14 protein-coding genes are annotated in these 15836 nt (G+C 69.4%); 7 read left to right on the top strand and 7 right to left on the bottom strand.

Annotated features, from left to right (window positions below; genetic code table 11):
* Genes hutU through hutH form a run of 3 tightly spaced genes read right to left on the bottom strand, consistent with a single transcriptional unit; the run spans nt 1 to nt 3951 of the window.
* Entirely contained in the window at nt 1–1689 is a 1689-nt protein-coding gene (hutU, locus tag LGN10_RS21660) for a urocanate hydratase (protein ID WP_059578320.1), read from the bottom strand.
* Nucleotides 1690–1727: 38 nt separating this feature from the next.
* Nucleotides 1728–2423 carry a histidine utilization repressor gene (gene hutC / locus LGN10_RS21655; protein ID WP_059578316.1) on the bottom strand — a complete coding sequence of 232 codons (696 nt, stop codon included), beginning with the start codon at nt 2421–2423 and terminating at the stop codon, nt 1728–1730.
* A gap of 4 nt (nt 2424–2427) precedes the next feature.
* The gene (gene hutH, locus LGN10_RS21650) at nt 2428–3951 is read right to left on the bottom strand and encodes a histidine ammonia-lyase (RefSeq protein ID WP_059578313.1); all 1524 of its coding nucleotides are present in this window, start codon (nt 3949–3951) and stop codon (nt 2428–2430) included.
* Nucleotides 3952–4162: 211 nt separating this feature from the next.
* On the opposite strand from hutH, the gene LGN10_RS21645 reads away from it, so the two are divergent.
* Nucleotides 4163–5083 carry a glutamate/aspartate ABC transporter substrate-binding protein gene (locus LGN10_RS21645; protein WP_226224990.1) on the top strand — a complete coding sequence of 307 codons (921 nt, stop codon included), beginning with the start codon at nt 4163–4165 and terminating at the stop codon, nt 5081–5083.
* A gap of 21 nt (nt 5084–5104) precedes the next feature.
* Here the strand turns inward: LGN10_RS21645 and LGN10_RS21640 are convergent, their stop codons facing one another.
* Together LGN10_RS21640 and LGN10_RS21635 are read right to left on the bottom strand one after the other, a co-directional pair.
* On the bottom strand, nt 5105–5860 hold the full coding sequence (locus LGN10_RS21640; RefSeq protein WP_226224989.1) for a 4'-phosphopantetheinyl transferase family protein: 756 nt from the start codon (nt 5858–5860) through the stop codon (nt 5105–5107).
* 123 nt (nt 5861–5983) lie between these two features.
* Nucleotides 5984–7030: an alpha/beta fold hydrolase gene (locus tag LGN10_RS21635; protein ID WP_226224988.1), complete on the bottom strand. Its 1047-nt coding sequence runs from the start codon at nt 7028–7030 to the stop codon at nt 5984–5986.
* Between the two features lie 553 nt (nt 7031–7583).
* Between LGN10_RS21635 and LGN10_RS21630 the strand changes: the two genes are divergently transcribed.
* The 3 genes from LGN10_RS21630 (at nt 7584) to LGN10_RS33560 (ending at nt 10031) form a co-directional block, all read left to right on the top strand.
* Complete coding sequence (locus LGN10_RS21630) at nt 7584–8525, top strand: LysR substrate-binding domain-containing protein (protein ID WP_226224987.1); 942 nt, start codon at nt 7584–7586, stop codon at nt 8523–8525.
* A 166-nt stretch (nt 8526–8691) separates the two neighbouring features.
* Nucleotides 8692–9918, top strand: a complete 1227-nt coding sequence (locus LGN10_RS21625) for an MFS transporter (RefSeq protein ID WP_226224986.1) — start codon at nt 8692–8694, stop codon at nt 9916–9918.
* Complete coding sequence (locus tag LGN10_RS33560; RefSeq protein WP_257220150.1) at nt 9909–10031, top strand: hypothetical protein; 123 nt, start codon at nt 9909–9911, stop codon at nt 10029–10031. Before LGN10_RS21625 ends, LGN10_RS33560 begins: the two co-directional genes overlap by 10 nt.
* A gap of 22 nt (nt 10032–10053) precedes the next feature.
* Here LGN10_RS33560 and LGN10_RS21620 read toward each other — a convergent pair whose 3' ends face one another.
* Together LGN10_RS21620 and LGN10_RS21615 are read right to left on the bottom strand one after the other, a co-directional pair.
* Nucleotides 10054–11532: a cryptochrome/photolyase family protein gene (locus tag LGN10_RS21620; RefSeq protein WP_099316648.1), complete on the bottom strand. Its 1479-nt coding sequence runs from the start codon at nt 11530–11532 to the stop codon at nt 10054–10056.
* Nucleotides 11533–11874: 342 nt separating this feature from the next.
* The gene (locus tag LGN10_RS21615) at nt 11875–12855 is read right to left on the bottom strand and encodes an acetyltransferase (RefSeq protein ID WP_226225043.1); all 981 of its coding nucleotides are present in this window, start codon (nt 12853–12855) and stop codon (nt 11875–11877) included.
* Nucleotides 12856–12879: 24 nt separating this feature from the next.
* Between LGN10_RS21615 and LGN10_RS21610 the strand changes: the two genes are divergently transcribed.
* From LGN10_RS21610 to LGN10_RS21600, 3 genes are all read left to right on the top strand, one after another.
* Nucleotides 12880–13089, top strand: coding sequence for a hypothetical protein (locus tag LGN10_RS21610; protein ID WP_226224985.1), 210 nt, complete (start codon nt 12880–12882; stop codon nt 13087–13089).
* 339 nt (nt 13090–13428) lie between these two features.
* Complete coding sequence (locus LGN10_RS21605; protein ID WP_060314169.1) at nt 13429–14796, top strand: MFS transporter; 1368 nt, start codon at nt 13429–13431, stop codon at nt 14794–14796.
* Nucleotides 14783–15832, top strand: coding sequence for a lactonase family protein (locus LGN10_RS21600; protein ID WP_226224983.1), 1050 nt, complete (start codon nt 14783–14785; stop codon nt 15830–15832). Before LGN10_RS21605 ends, LGN10_RS21600 begins: the two co-directional genes overlap by 14 nt.
* Nucleotides 15833–15836: the final 4 nt, after the last annotated feature.

Raw genomic sequence — 15836 nt, 5'->3', positions numbered from 1 at the left:
TCAGCGGCCGAGCATCGGCAGCTTGAGGCCGGCTTCGCGAGCCGTCTGCTGCGCGAGTTCGTAGCCGGCATCCGCATGGCGCATCACGCCCGTCGCCGGATCGTTCAGCAGCACGCGACCGAGACGCTCGTGCGCGTCGGCCGTGCCGTCGGCGACGATCACCACGCCCGAGTGCTGCGAGAAGCCCATGCCGACGCCGCCGCCATGGTGCAGCGACACCCACGACGCGCCGCCTGCGGTGTTCAGCAGCGCGTTCAGCAGCGGCCAGTCGCTGACGGCGTCCGAGCCGTCCTTCATCGATTCCGTCTCGCGGTTCGGGCTGGCGACCGAACCGGTGTCGAGGTGGTCGCGACCGATCACGATCGGCGCCTTCAGTTCGCCGTTCTTCACCATCTCGTTGAACGCCTGGCCGAGGCGATAGCGATCCTTCACGCCGACCCAGCAGATCCGTGCCGGCAGGCCCTGGAACGCGATGCGCTCACGCGCCATGTCGAGCCAGTTGTGCAGGTGCGGATCGTCGGGGATCAGCTCCTTCACCTTCTGGTCGGTCTTGTAGATGTCTTCCGGATCGCCGGACAGCGCGACCCAACGGAACGGGCCCTTGCCTTCGCAGAACAGCGGACGGATGTACGCCGGCACGAAGCCGGGGAAGTCGAATGCGTTCTCGACGCCCATTTCCAGCGCCATCTGGCGAATGTTGTTGCCGTAGTCGAGCGTCGCCGCACCGCGTTCCTGCAGCGCGAGCATCGCGCGCACCTGGACGGCCATCGACTGCTTCGCGACCTTCACGATGCTCTGCGGATCGACCTTTTGCGCTTCGCGCCATTGCGCGACGGTCCAGCCTTGCGGCAGGTAGCCGTTGATCGGGTCGTGCGCGCTCGTCTGGTCGGTCACGCAGTCCGGCGTGATGCCGCGCGCGACGAGCTCCGCGAACACGTCGGCCGCGTTGCCGAGCAGGCCGACCGACACCGGCTTGCCGGTGCGCTTCGCTTCGTCGATCATGCCGAGCGCCTCGTCGAGCGTCGTCGCCTTCTTGTCGACGTAGCGCGTCTTCAGGCGGAAGTCGATGCGCGTCTCGTCGCATTCGACCGCGATCATCGAGAAGCCGGCCATCGTCGCGGCGAGCGGCTGCGCGCCGCCCATCCCGCCCAGGCCGCCCGTCAGGATCCAGCGGCCCGACGGATCGCCGTTGAAGTGCTGGTTCGCGACCGAGAAGAAGGTTTCATAGGTGCCCTGCACGATGCCCTGGCTGCCGATGTAGATCCAGCTGCCGGCCGTCATCTGGCCGTACATCATCAGGCCCTTGCGGTCGAGCTCGTGGAAGTGATCCCAGTTCGCCCAGTGCGGCACGAGGTTCGAGTTCGCGAGCAGCACGCGCGGCGCATCCTTGTGCGTGCGGAACACGCCGACCGGCTTGCCCGACTGGATCAGCAGCGTTTCGTTTTCCTCGAGATCCTTCAGCGACGCGAGGATCTGGTCGTAGCATTCCCAGTTGCGCGCCGCGCGGCCGATGCCGCCGTACACGACGAGCGCGTGCGGATGCTCGGCGACTTCCGGGTCGAGGTTGTTCTGGATCATCCGGTAGGCCGCTTCGGCCAGCCAGGTCTTGCACGTCTTCTCGCTGCCGCGCGGCGCGCGGATCGTGCGCGTCGGATCGAGACGGGGATCGATGTGTTTCGGATGGTTCATGACGACTGCTCCCGAGGGAAATTGAGATCAATAAGGAATCAGAAATGCCCGGTGAAGCGATAACGGCTGCCGGGATGCCACAGATTCGCCACCGAGGCGACGACGCCCTGCGACCAGGTGCGCCGATGTAAAACGAGACACGGCTCGACGTCGTCCATCCGCAGCTGCTCGCGCCGCTCCGGCGCCGGGGCCGCCGCTTCGATCCGGTACTCGACGCGCTGCAGCGGCGCCGCGCGCATCAGGTACAGGTTCGGCGTCGTGTTCGTGAAATCCTGCTCGGCGTAATCCGGCGCGACCGCCGGATTCACCCATCGTTCTTCGAGCTGCACGGGCTCGTCGTTTTCGAAGTGCAGCACCTGCGAATGAAACAGCTTCGTGCGCACGGCCACCTGCATCTCGTCGGCCAGCGCCTCGTCGGCGCGAATCGTGTCGAGCCCGAGCACACTGGCGCGGTATGCATGCCCGCGCGCGCCGACTTCCTCGGAGATGCTGCGGATCGCCACCAGCGTCGACTCGTACTTCGGCCGCGCGACGTAGGTGCCCGCGCCCTTCATGCGCGTGAGCACCTGCTCGGCCGTCAACTCGCGCAATGCGCGGTTGACGGTCATGCGCGCCACCTTGAACTCGCGCGCCAATTCGTTCTCGGACGGCACCTGGTCGCCCTCCTCCCACTCGCCGGCGTGAATGCGGGCCAGGATGAAATCCTTGATCTCCTGGTAGACCGGCGCGCTCATCGGCTTACTGTTCCGATGCGAACGAGAACGGCGCGACCTTCGCGAACGCGCGCTCGCCGACGAGCTTCGCGATCACCGCGATGTCCGGTGCGAAGTAGTGGTCGAGTTCGTAGTGCGCGACCTGGCTGCGAATCGTCTCCATCACCGGCGCGAGCTTCGGGCTCGTGTGGTACGGCGCACGCAGGTCGACGCCCTGGGCGGCGGCCAGCAGCTCGATCGCGAGGATGTGCTTCGTGTTGTCCGCGATGTCGGCGAGCTTGCGCGCGGCGAACGTCGCCATCGACACGTGGTCTTCCTGGTTGGCCGAGGTCGGCAGCGAGTCGACCGACGCCGGGTGCGCGAGCGTCTTGTTTTCCGATGCGAGTGCGGCCGCCGTCACGTGCGCGATCATGAAGCCGGAGTTCACGCCGCCGTCCTTCACGAGGAACGGGGGCAGGCCCGACAGCGTCGCGTCGATCAGGAGCGCGATGCGGCGTTCGGCCAGCGCGCCGATTTCCGCTGCGGCGAGCGCGAGGTTGTCGGCGGCGAACGCGACGGGCTCCGCGTGGAAGTTGCCGCCCGACAGCACTTCGCCGGTGTCCGGGAAGATCAGCGGGTTGTCCGACACGGCGTTCGCTTCGACGAGCAGCACGTCGGCCGCGTGGCGCATCTGGTCCAGGCACGCGCCCATCACCTGCGGCTGGCAGCGCAGGCTGTACGGATCCTGCACCTTGTCGCAGTCGCGGTGCGACTGGTTGATCGGCGAGCCTTCGAGCAGTTCGCGGTACGACGCGGCCGCGTCGATCTGGCCTTGGTGGCCGCGCAGTTCGTGGATGCGCGCGTCGAACGGCTTCACCGAGCCGGCCGCCGCGTCGACCGACAGCGCGCCGGCGACGAGCGCGGTGCGGTACAGGTCTTCGATCGTGAACATGTTGTCGAGCGCGAGCGCGGTCGACGCCTGCGTGCCGTTCAACAGCGCGAGGCCTTCCTTCGCCTGCAGCGTCAGCGGCGCGAGGCCCGCGACGCGCAGACCGTCGAGCGCGCTCGCGCGCTCGCCGCGGATGAACACTTCGCCGACGCCGAGCAGCACGGCCGACATGTGCGCGAGCGGCGCGAGGTCGCCCGACGCGCCGACCGAGCCCTTCACCGGGATCAGCGGCAGCACGTCGGCATTGAACAGCGTGATCAGCGCGTCCATCACTTCACGACGGATGCCCGAGTGGCCGCGGCCGAGGCTCGACAGCTTCAGCGCCATCAGCAGGCGCACCGACGAACGCGCCATCGGCTCGCCGACGCCGACCGCGTGCGACAGCACGAGGTTCTTCTGCAGCAGTTCGAGCTGGTCGTGCGGGATGTGGGTGCTCGCCAGGCGGCCGAAGCCCGTGTTGATGCCGTAGGCCGGCTCGCCCTTCGCGGCGATGTCGGCGACGGCCTTCGCGCCGGCGTCGATCTTCGCGAAGCTGGCCGGGTCGAGCTTCAGTTGCACGGATTCACGTGCGATCCGGCGCAGTTGCGGGAGCGTCAGGTGGCCGGGGGTCAACGTAATCATGTGAGCAATCCTGTCTAGACAAGTTCGGAATGGATTGAAGTGTAGCCACCCACACTTGTCTAGACAACCCGTTTTTCATTATTCCGACTCGGGAGTTTCCCTGATGCCCGGCAGGCCCGCCGGGCCGGTCGCCGCGATCCGGTTCTTAACATCTGTTGCAATTATTTTATTTTTGGCAACATACGAATCATCACTCGCCACGGAGACCGTCATGCCCTTCCCGTCACGATTCGCCGCCCGCCTCGGCTTCCCCCTGCTCGTCGCCGCGTGCGCGCTCGCGCACGGTGCGTCCTTCGCGGCGGATCCGCTGTCCGGCACGCTCGACAGGATCCGGCGGGCCAACCTGATTTCGATCGGCCATCGCGAAACGTCGGTGCCGTTCTCCTATGTCGATGCCAGCGGCAAGGTCATCGGTTTCTCGCAGGACCTGTGCGACCGCGTGATCGCCGCGGTGAAGGCGCGCACCGGCAAGCCCGACCTGCAGGTGCGCTTCATTCCGGTCACGTCGCAGAACCGCATTCCGCTCGTGCAGAACGGCACCGTCGATCTCGAATGCGGCGTGACCACCAACCTCGCCGCGCGCCATGCGCAGGTCGCGTTCTCGACCACCTTCTTCGTCGCGACGACGCGCCTGCTCACGCGCACGAGTTCGGGTATCCGCGACTTTCCCGATCTCGCCGGCAAGACGGTCGTGACGAACCAGGGCACGACGTCCGAACGCCTGCTGCGCAAGATGAACGAAGAAAGGAAGATGGGCATGCAGATCATCGGCGCGAAGGACTACGGCGAAGGACGCCTCACGCTCGAATCGGGCCGCGCGGCCGCGTACATGATGGACGACGTGCTGCTCGCGGGCGTGCGCCAGCTCGCCGCGAAACCGGCCGACTGGCGGATCGTCGGCACGCCGCAATCGTCGGAAGCGTACGGGTTCATGCTGCGCAAGGACGATCCGCAATTCAAGGCGCTCGTCGACGGCGTGCTCGTGCAGTTGATGAAAAGCGGCGAGATCGACGCGCTGTACGACAAGTGGTTCTTGAAGCCGGTGCCGCCGAAGGGGCTGTCGTTCGACTTCCCGATGAGCGACGTGATCAAGGCGCGCTATGCGGCGCCGAACGACGCGCCGCTCGAGTGAGCGCCGCGCGTCGACACCGGCTTACGCGCGCGTCCACGCGACGCACGCCGCGTAGCCGGGCGCCGCGTCGAGCCACGCCGCATCGAACGCCGCGACGCCGGCGGCGGGCGCGGCCGGCTCGACGATCGTCGTCGCAGGCGTCGCCGCGTCGCGCGGCGGCACGACCGCGAACGCGCGCAGCCCGCCGACGATGCCGGTGCCGAGCGCCTTGAGCAGCGCCTCCTTCGCGGACCACACCCGCATGAATTCGCCTTCGCGCGCGCCGGGCGGCAGACCGTCGAGATACGCGGCTTCGGCGGGCGCGCACACTTCGCGCGTCAGCGCACGCCAGTCGGTCGCGCGGTTGCAGCCCTCGATATCGACGCCGACGCGGCCTGCCGGCGCCCACGCGAGCAGCGCGTGCTCGCCCGCGTGCGACACGTTGAAGTCGAGCGACGCGCGATGCGCAGGGTCCAGCGACGGCCGCCCCGCTGCGTCGACGACGATCGCGACCGCACGCGGCGCGATGCCGAGCGCCGCGCCGAGCACGTCGCGCAGCGCGGCGCGCGTCGCGGCGCTGCGCACCGCATCCTCGTGCCGCAGGAAGCGTGCGGCGCGGGCGCGCTCATCATCGCTCAGCGCCGCATACGCGGCCGACACGAGCGGCACGCGCCAGTCGAAATCGACGCGCGCGATCCGCACGCCGGCGCGCGCCGCGGCGGGCGGCACGTCGAGCGCATGCATGCGCCATGCGCGGGGCGTTTCAACGGAAGAGGCGGAATCGGACGGAATGGACATCGGCGCGCGGCAGTCGGTGCGGTAAAGCGAAACGTCCGATGTTAATCGATCGCGCCGGCCTGCGGCCGCTGCGGCACGATCGGGCATTGAACGGGGCTGCGGGATGCGTGCGCGGATGCGCGGTCACCCGTTCGCGGCGATGCCGGGCAAGCCGCTCCCCGTCAGCCGCCCGCGCGACGCCGGGTGCAGCGCGTGCACGACGCCCGGCGCATCGGCCGGCAGCACGCCGTGTTGCAGCCAGTACAGCGCGACGGGCCACAGCGTGTCGGTGAAGCGGCTGTGGAAAAACGCGAAATGGCCGATCGCGTCGACGCCGATGTCGGCCGGCGCGATCCGCAGATGCGTGACGTTGCTGCCCGTGTAATAGCCGGCCAGCCGCTCGATCGCGTCGACCGTGCCGAACGCGTCGTCGTCGATGCCGATCGCGAGCATCGGCGCCGACAGCCCCGCGAAGCGCGCCGGCAACGCGGTGCGACTCGTGGCGCTGTCGTCGAGCACGCTGCCGATGTAGCCATCCTCGAAACGCGGCTGCGAGCGCGCCCACGACAGTGCGACGCCGCGCGGCGTGTCCTCCATCCAGCCGAGCCGCTTCGCGGGCACGTAGCCGAACACGGCCGCGAGCGCGGGCATCGCGACATGCCACTTCCACCACATCCGGCGTCGCTCGGCCGGCAGGTAATCGCGCCAGTACGCATACTGCGCGCCGACGGTGACCACATGCCGCGCGTGCACGTTCGATGCCGCGAGGCCGAGCACGCAGCCGCCGATGCTGTGCGCGACCACGTCGAGCGGCTGCCCCGGAAACGCGTCGCGCGCGTAGTGCAGCGCGGCTTCGCAATCGAGCCGCCCCCAGTCGAGCCAGTTCGCGTCCAGCTTGGCGAGCCGCGCCGGGCGCGACCCGCCGATGCCGCGATAGTCGTAGACGAGCACGTCGCGCCCTTGCGCGAACAGCCAGGCCGCGAAACGAAAGTAGTAGTCGCAGCGCACCGACGTCGCGCAATTGACGACCGTCACGGGCCGCACGGCGCCGCCGCCGCCGCCGCGATGGCGCCAGACGTGGGCGCGCAGTTCGTAGCCGTCGACTGCGCGCAGCGTCACGGGTTCGGGTGGCAACGCGTCGGCCGTGCGATTGGCCTGTGTCGCGCCGCTGTTCTCGTTCGAAATCGTCATTGTGTCTCCTGTCGACCAGAGTTAGTGCTTCAGCACTTACTCTGGTCCCATGGCGTGGTTGGGTGGAGTTAGCGCTTCAGCGCTTACTCCATCCCCACGGCGGTCGACCAGAGTTAGTGCTTCAGCACTTACTCTGGTCCCATGGCGTGGTTGGGTGGAGTTAGCGCTTTAGCGCTTACTCCAACCCCACGGCGGTCGACCCGAGTTGGCGCTTTAGCGCTTACTCTGGTCCCATGGCGTGGCTGGTTGGAGTTAGCGCTTCAGCGCTTACTCCAACCCCACGGCGGTCGACCCCAGTTAGCGCTTTAGCGCCTACTCTGGTCCCATGGCGTGGCTGGATGGAGTTAGCGCTTCAGCGCTTACTCCATCCCCACGGCGGTCGACCCCAGTTAGCGCTTTAGCGCCTACTCTGGTCCCATGGCGTGCCCGGTTGGAGTCAGCGCTTCAACACTTGCTCCACGCCCCGCCCTCCGCAATCACCCCGCCTCCATTGAACTTGACGCACGCCCCGTTCTCAACCAATCTTGCTGCTCCGTTCGCATGAGTCACGCGCATGTCAACGCCACTCGTCCGTCTCCCGTCGCTCGATCTCGTCCGCGGTTTCGTCGCCGTCGGCCGCCGCATGAGCATCACGCTCGCCGCGCAGGACCTGTGCGTCACGCAGTCGGCGGTCAGCCGTCAGATCCATGCGCTCGAAGCGCATCTCGGCGTTGCGTTGCTGCAGCGCGGCTACCGGAAGATCGCGTTCACGCCGGAAGGCGAGCGACTGTTCCGCGTCGCCGATGCGGCGCTGCACGGCCTGCAGGACACCGTCGCGTCGCTCGCCGCCGGGCGCGAGCGCCAGCCGGTGACGATCACGGCCAGCATCGGCGTCACCGCACTGTGGCTGCTGCCGCGGCTCGGGCGGCTGCAGGCGCGCCTGCCCGGGATCGACCTGCGCGTCGCCGCGAACGACAAGGTACTCGATTTGCGCGCCGAGGGCATCGACCTCGGCATCCGCTACTGCCCGCGCGAGCGCGCACCGGCCGGCGCGCTGCGGCTGTTCGACGAGATCGTCGTGCCGGTCGCGCATCCCGCGCTCGCCGCGCGGCCGGTCACGAGCGCGGCCGCGATCGCCGATCACGTGCTGCTCGAATTCGACGGGCCGCCGCAACCGCAGTTGCAATGGCACGCGCACCTGCACGCGGCCGGGCTCGACGACGCGCGCCCGAAAGGCGTGCTGCGCTTCAACCAGTACGACCAGGTGATCCAGGCCGCGATCGCGGGCCAGGGCATCGCGCTCGGGCGGCTCGCGCTCGTCGCGCCAATGCTCGCCGACGGCCGGCTGGCGGCGCTCGGGCCGCACACGCGGACGCCGCCGCCAACGTACGGCTACTGGCTGTTTCAGCACGATCCGGCCCCGCGCCGCGAAGTCGTCGACGTGCGCGACTGGATGCTCGCCGAAGCAGCCGAATGCGATGCGGCGATGCACGCGCACGATACGGCCTCGACCTGAACCCGCAGCTGGGCGGCTGCGCATGACCGCAGGCTCACGCCGCCCCCTTCACATTCGCGCCACGCATGTCAACCTGACCGAATGATCGCTTGAGCGACGGCAGCCGCGCTCGTCTAATCGGATCGAGCGCGGCCGTTTCGCCGCGCGCCTTCATCCGGAGACACGCATGACCCCGATCGAGCAGGAAGTCCGGCGCCGCTGGCTGCCCGTGCTGGCAGGCGGCCTGACCATGGGCGCCGCGCTCGGCATCCGCCACGTGCAGGGCCTGTTCCTCGCGCCCGTGTCGCTCGACCACGGCTGGTCGCGCGAGGCGTTCGGGCTCGCGCTGGCGTTGCAGAACCTGATCTGGGGCGTCGCGCAGCCGTTCACCGGGATGGTGGCCGACCGCTTCGGCTCGGTGCGCGTGATCGTCGCCGGCATGCTGCTGTACGCGGCCGGGCTCGTCACGATGGCGCATGCGGCCACGACCGGCCTGTTCACGGTCGGCGCCGGGCTCGTGATCGGCGTCGCGCTGTCGGGCTCGGCGTTCGCGTCGATCTACGGCGCGCTGAGCCGGCTGTTCCAGCCCGACCGGCGCGGCTGGGCGCTCGGTGTCGCCGGCGCGGTCGGGGGGCTCGGCCAGTTCTGCATGGTGCCCGTCGCGCAGGAGCTGATCGGCGGCATCGGCTGGCGGCACGCGTTCATCGCGCTGGCGCTCGTCGCCGCGCTGCTCGCGCCGCTCGCCGTGCTGCTGCGCGACCGGCCCGCGCAGGCGGCCGCCGCCGGCTCCGACCAGTCGATCGGCGAAGCCGTGCGCGAGGCGTTCGCGCATCGCGGCTTCTGGCTGCTGAATGCGGGCTTCTTTGCGTGCGGCTTCCAGCTCGCGTTCATCGCGACGCACCTGCCCGCGTACCTGCTCGACCACGGGCTGCCGGCGCGCCACGCGAGCGTCGCGCTCGCGCTGATCGCGCTCACGAACGTGGCCGGCACCTACGCGTGCGGCAATCTCGGCGGGCTGCTGCGGCGCAAGTACGTACTGTCAGTGCTGTACCTCGTGCGCGCGCTCGCGATGGCCGCGTTCGTCGCCGCACCGCTGTCGCCCGCCAGCGTCTACGTGTTCGCGGCCGTGATGGGTTTCACATGGCTCGGCACGGTGCCGCTGACGAACGGCGTGATCTCGCAGGTGTTCGGCGTGCGCTACATCGCGACGCTGTTCGGCTTCGTGTTCTTCGGGCACCAGCTCGGCAGTTTCTTCGGTGTATGGCTCGGCGCGCTCGTGTACGACGCGACGCACTCGTACCTGCCGCTGTGGATCGGCTCGATCGCGCTCGGCGTGCTCGCGGCGCTGCTGCACTTGCCGATCGACGACGCGCGCGTTGCACGCCCGGGATCGGGCACTGCGGCATGGGCATGATTCGCGCGGCGCTGGCCGCCGGCATGCTCGCGTTCGTCGCGTGGTGCGGCGCGGCCTACTTCGATTCGGGCGTCGCGTACGCGCTGCTCGAGCACGTCGCGTTCTGCAATTGATGCGGCAAACCTCGGCGCATGGTCAGCGACGCTTCGGCAACGCGGCCAGCGCATCGAGCGCACGGGCGCGCGCGGCCGCATGCTCGACGAGCGGCGCCGGATAGTCGACGCCGAGCCGCACGCCGGCCGCGTCGAGTTCCAGCGGCGACGCTTCCCACGGCGCATGGATCGACGTGTTGTCGAGGCCGGCAAGCTCGGGCACCCAGCGCCGCACGTACGCGCCGTCCGGGTCGAACTTCCGGCCCTGCGCGACCGGATTGAAAATGCGGAAATACGGCGCCGCGTCGGCGCCGCAGCCGGCCACCCATTGCCAGCTCGCCGCGTTGTTCGCGGGATCCGCATCGACCAGCGTGTCCCGGAACCACACTTCACCCGCGCGCCAGTCGATCAGCAGATGCTTGATCAGGAACGACGCGACGACCATTCGAACGCGGTTGTGCATCCAGCCGGTCGTCCACAGCTCGCGCAGGCCCGCGTCGACGAGCGGGTAGCCGGTCCGGCCGCGCTGCCACGCACGCAACGCGGCGGGATCGTCGCGCCACGGCATCGCATCGAATTGCGCGCGGAAGTTGTCGGTCGCGAGCGCCGGGAAGTGATACAGCAGCATGTAGCTGAATTCGCGCCAGCCGAGCTCGCTCAGGAATTTGTCGGCGTGCATCGCATACGCCGCGCCGCCCGCGTTCGCGGCGCCCTGCACCGCATGCCACACCTGTCGCGGCGATACGTTGCCGAAGCGCAGGAACGGCGACAGCCGGCTCGTCGCGGGGCGGTCGGGTCGATCGCGCGCGTCCGCATAGCCGGCGAGCGAGGTCGTCAGAAACGTGTCGAGCTGCGCGTGCGCGCCGGCTTCGTCGGGCGCCGGCCACGCCTCGCGCAGGCCGCCGGCCCAGTCCGGCGCATGCGGACGCAATGCGAGCGCATCGAGCGACAGCGCGCGCTCGCGCACGGCCTTCGGCCACGGATGGAACGCGATCCGCTCGGGCGCCGGCAGCGGCGCGGCCACCGTGCGCTCGCGGCGCGCCGCGCGCCAGTAAGCGGTGAACACCTGGTACGGGCCGCCGCTGCCCGTCAGCACCTCCCAGGGCTCGTTCAGCAGGCTGCCGTTGCTGCTCTCGACCGTCACGCCCTGCGCCTTGAGCGACGCCTTCAACGCCGCATCGGCGTCGCGCTGCGGCTGCGCATAGCGGCGGTTCCAGTACACGGCCGCGGCGCCCGTGTCGCGAACGAGACGCTCGATTTCGCGCCGCGCGTCGCCGCGCAACAGCAGCAGGCGCCCGCCATGCCGCGCGAGCGCGGCGTCGAGCCCGGCCAGCGATCCGTGCAGCCACCAGCGCGCCGCGCCGCCGAGCGCGGGCCCGGCGCCCGTGTCCGTGCCGTCGACGAAGACGCAGACGAGCGGCCGGCCCGATTCGACCGCGCGCGTCAGTGCGGGCTGATCTGTCACGCGCAGATCGTCGCGGAACCATATGATCGCTGGGGCAACGGACGACTGGGCGGACACGGGCATCTCGATGACGAAAGGGACAGGAGATGCGTATTGTCGCGGCTGCGCTGCGCGGTGTCGACGCCGGCCGTTACGGCCAGCGCATCACGGCGACGCCGTGCGCGGCCGCACACGCGGCGCCGACCCGATGAAGCTTGCGGTGCCGGCCGCACGCACGTGATGTTTGCGAGGCTGTCGTACGTCGACCGGTTCGTGCGCCCGGCGCATCGCTGGCGCATTGCCCCGCGCATCGACGAACGCAGGAAAGCCTGCCGTGGCCACCTGTGCGGCCGGCTGGTCCGCTTCGCGATGCACGTGCCGCGCGATGGCCCGCCCGGCGCACGGCGCATCGATGTTGGATCAGTCGAGCCGGAACGCGGCCTCGAAGCGCTCGGCGAATGCGTCGAACTCGGCTTCCGGCAGATGGTTGATGCCGCCTGCGCACTTGCGCCCGCCGCCGGTCGCGAAGCCGCGGCAGAACTCGTCCGCACCGATCGGCCGGCCGTCGGGCACGCGTACGCTGACGACGAGCCCGCCGCCCGCGCGCGGCGACAGCACCGCGAGCGCCGCATGCGGCGCATTGCGCATCCGTTCGTTCGCGAGCATGCCGGTCGCGCGCCGCGCCCACGGATGATCGGGCATCCGGACCAGCGTCGCGCCCGGCACCTCACGCAGCGGCGCGAGCGCGCACGCGAGCGCCATGTCGTCGCGATAGCCGTCGCGCAGCGCGGCGAACACGGCCGTCTCGCGCACGAAATCGACTGGATCGGCCCACGGCAACATCGCATCCGCGAGCGCCGCCGGATCGAAATGCAGATCGCCGACGCATTCGCCGTATGCGTTGTAATTCAGGTAGCGCCCCAGCTCGGCGAGGGTGCAGCGCTCGGCTTCGTCGACCCCATGCTCGCGCGCGAGCGAATCGCCGAGCGCCGGCAGTTCGTCGCCATAAGCGGCGACGATGGCCCAGCGCACGTGCCGGCCGCCGAGATAGCGGTTCACGATCGCGCTCGTGCAGACGTCGGCCGCCGTGTCGATATGCGCGTGAAAGCGCGGATCGTCGGGCAGTTCGCCCGCGAAGTGATGGTCGAAATAGCGGACCGTCGCGCCTGCCCGCAGCAGCCGCGCGCAGGCATCGCGGTTCTGGTCGTGCGACACGTCGAGCACGGTGACGAGGTCGCCCGCGCGCGCGTCGATCCGCTCGAGCAGCGTGATGTCGCGCTTCACGCCGGTCACGAGCGTGCCGTGCACGCGTTCGGCGAGCCGCAACTGCTGAAGCGCGCACAGGCCGTCCGCGTCGCCGTTGAACGCGAACACGTGCCGCGCGTACTGGTTGTCCTGCATGATCCGTTGCTCCATCGTCAAGGCATGAAATCGCGTCCGTTCTCGCGTGGCGAGCACGCCGAGTTCCGGCGCCAGATATTTTGCCGCAACCGCGAGCGCGCCTTTCGATACAGCGTAGTCGCGCTCTCGACAAACGGCTTGCGGGTCGCCTGCGTGTCGATCGTCGCGATCGCGCCGCTGCCGCTTCATCGGCGGCACGACTTCCTGTATGGGCACACCGTACGGAGCGCGTGAATATCGAACGTCGCCCCGTCGAGGCCGGTTTTCTCCGCCGGCGCCGGCCACACGCCGTGCGCTCACGCACCGTCTCGACCGCGAGCGTCGCGCCGAGTCCGGTCCGACCTTGAAGCAGCGATCGGTGAAATGTTGCCTTATGTCATACGTCATCAGATGTGAAGAGGGGCGCTTTCCATCTCGAAATTTCGGTAATTTTTGATAAATTCCCGGGTAAACCCGCGACGTCTTCGAGGGCACTCCGGTGTACCATGTCATACGACGACATACTACATAACCGCCACCCAGATGCCGCCGCGGGCTGCCGCTCCGCCCGCCGACACCCGACCGGAGACACCCTTGAACCCGCCCTCGTCCGCCCTGCCCGGCCGCGATCCGCTCGCGTCCGCCGTCTCGAAAGTGAAGTGGCACGTGCTGCCGCTCGTGCTGATCATGTTCATCGCGAACTACATCGACCGCGTGAACGTCGGCTTCGTCGATCGCCATCTCGAAGCGTCGATCGGCATCGGCGCGGCCGCGTACGGGCTCGGCGCCGGCCTGTTCTTCGTCGGCTACGCGCTGTTCGAAGTGCCGTCGAATCTGCTGATGCAGCGCTACGGCGCCCGCGTGTGGCTCGCGCGGATCATGGCGACCTGGGGCATCGTCGCGGCCGCGATGGCGTTCGTGTGGAACGACACGTCGTTCTACGCGCTGCGCTTCCTGCTCGGCGCGGCCGAGGCCGGCTTCTTCCCCGGCGTCGTGCTGTACCTGTCGCAATGGCTGCCGCCGCAGGAGCGCGGCAAGGCGATGGCGATCTTCCTCGGCGGCTCCGCGTTCGCGTCGGTGCTGTCCGGGCCCGTCACCGGCGCCCTGCTGTCGATCCGCGGCTTCGGCCTCGCGGGCTGGCAATGGATGTTCCTGATCGAAGGGCTGTTCTCGGTTGCGCTGTGCGGCGCGAGCTGGCTGCTGCTGAAGTCGCACATCCGCGACGCGACGTGGCTCACGGCCGACGAACGCACCGCCCTCCAGAACGCGCTGGACGACGAGCGCGCGACGCGCGACGTCCGCTCGAACGTGCCGGTGCGCGCCACCGCGCTGCTGCGCGATCCGCAGATCATGCTGTTCTGCTTCCTGTACTTCTCGATCCAGTTGACGATCTACGCGGCCACGTTCTGGCTGCCCACCATCATCCGCAAGATGGGCGGCCTCACCGATTTCCAGGTCGGCCTGTACAACACGATTCCGTGGATGATCGCGATCGGCGCGATGTACGGCTTCGCGGTGCTGTCGTCGAAGTGGAAGCATCCGCAGCGATGGCTCGCGTTCGCGCTCGTGCTCGCCGCGTGCGGGCTGTTCGCGTCGACGTCGCCGAATCCGGTGTGGTCGTTCGCGTCGGTCTGCTTCGCCGCGCTCGGCTTCAAGGCGGCGGCGTCGCTGTTCTGGCCGATCCCGCAGGGCTATCTCGACACGCGCGTGGCCGCGGCCGTGATCGCGCTGATCAACTCGGTCGGCAACCTCGGCGGCTTCGTCGCGCCGACGGCCTTCGGCTATCTGAAGCAACATACGGGTTCGATCACGGGCGGGCTGTATGCGCTCGCGATCGCTTCGCTCGTCGCCGCGGTCGCCGCGCTGTTCGCGCGCACGCACCGGCGCAGCGATCCGCCGCGCGGCCGGCCGGCCGACGAACCCTTCACGCACGCCCCGATGCTCCGCCATGCCGAACACTGACCGCCTGACCGTCGTCGTCTCGAATGCCGTCGACGGCGACCTCGCCACGTTCTCCCTCGCCGGCGACGGCACGCTCGCGCCGCTCGCCCGCTATCCGGCGGCCGACGCCGCGATGCCGATCGCGGTGCAGGCCGACCGCGCGCGGCTCTACGTCGCGACGCGCGGCGCGCAGCCGACGATCGTCGCGTTCCGCGTCGCCGCCGCCACGGGCGCGCTCGCACGCATCGGCACGACCGCGATCGACGCGAGCCATGCGTACCTGTCGCTCGATCGCAGCGGCCGCTGGCTGCTCGGCGCATCGTACGGCGGGAATTCGCTGAGCCTCTACGACGCCGCGCGCGTGCGCGACGGCGACGGCACGCCGCTGCAGGTCGCCGGCGGCATCGCGAACGCGCATGCGGTGATCGTGTCGCCGGACAACCGTTTCGCGTACGTCAGCTCGCTCGGCTCGGACCGCGTGTTCGGTTTCGCGCTGGTCGAAGACGCCACGGGCCTGCGCGCGGTCGAACACGGCGAAACGCGCGTGCCCGCCGGCTTCGGCCCGCGTCACCTGCGGTTCGCGGATGACGGCCGCACGCTGGTCGTCGTCAGCGAATTCCAGGCGACGCTTGCGACCTTCGCGCGCGACATCGACACCGGCCGGCTCGGCAACTCGCACGTGAGCGCGCGCCATCCGGCCGTCGCCGAACTCGCGCAAGGCCATGCGCGCCCGCCCGCCCCCGCCGAGCCGTCCGTGTGGGCCGCCGATCTGCACCTGACGCCCGACGAACGTTTTGCGTACGTCAGCGAGCGCACGTCGAGCCAGTTGCTCGGCTATCGCCGCGACGAAGATGGCACATTCGTGCCCACCCACGCGACGCCCACCGAGACCCAGCCGCGCGGCTTCGCGATCGATCCGTCGGGACGCTGGCTGGTCGCCTGCGGCGAACAGTCGGAACACGTCGCGGTGTATGCGATCGCGCCGGACGACGGCACGCTGTCGCTGCACGCGCGCGTGCCGAGCGGCCGCGGCGCGAACTGGATCGCGATCGTTTGAACGT

Origin of the sequence: Burkholderia sp. AU32262 (assembly GCF_020419985.1) — a bacterium.
Taxonomy (GTDB): Bacteria; Pseudomonadota; Gammaproteobacteria; order Burkholderiales; family Burkholderiaceae; genus Burkholderia; species Burkholderia semiarida.
Note: the sequence above shows the minus strand (reverse complement) of the source record. Positions and strands in the feature narration are given on the sequence as shown.

Coding starts and splice junctions, on each gene's coding strand:
- hutU (WP_059578320.1), bottom strand. CDS start 1,689: ATGAACCATCCGAAACACATCGATCCCCGTCTCGATCCGACGCGCACG.
- hutC (WP_059578316.1), bottom strand. CDS start 2,423: ATGAGCGCGCCGGTCTACCAGGAGATCAAGGATTTCATCCTGGCCCGC.
- hutH (WP_059578313.1), bottom strand. CDS start 3,951: ATGATTACGTTGACCCCCGGCCACCTGACGCTCCCGCAACTGCGCCGG.
- LGN10_RS21645 (WP_226224990.1), top strand. CDS start 4,163: ATGCCCTTCCCGTCACGATTCGCCGCCCGCCTCGGCTTCCCCCTGCTC.
- LGN10_RS21640 (WP_226224989.1), bottom strand. CDS start 5,860: ATGTCCATTCCGTCCGATTCCGCCTCTTCCGTTGAAACGCCCCGCGCA.
- LGN10_RS21635 (WP_226224988.1), bottom strand. CDS start 7,030: ATGACGATTTCGAACGAGAACAGCGGCGCGACACAGGCCAATCGCACG.
- LGN10_RS21630 (WP_226224987.1), top strand. CDS start 7,584: ATGTCAACGCCACTCGTCCGTCTCCCGTCGCTCGATCTCGTCCGCGGT.
- LGN10_RS21625 (WP_226224986.1), top strand. CDS start 8,692: ATGACCCCGATCGAGCAGGAAGTCCGGCGCCGCTGGCTGCCCGTGCTG.
- LGN10_RS33560 (WP_257220150.1), top strand. CDS start 9,909: ATGGGCATGATTCGCGCGGCGCTGGCCGCCGGCATGCTCGCGTTCGTC.
- LGN10_RS21615 (WP_226225043.1), bottom strand. CDS start 12,855: ATGCAGGACAACCAGTACGCGCGGCACGTGTTCGCGTTCAACGGCGAC.
- LGN10_RS21610 (WP_226224985.1), top strand. CDS start 12,880: ATGAAATCGCGTCCGTTCTCGCGTGGCGAGCACGCCGAGTTCCGGCGC.
- LGN10_RS21600 (WP_226224983.1), top strand. CDS start 14,783: ATGCCGAACACTGACCGCCTGACCGTCGTCGTCTCGAATGCCGTCGAC.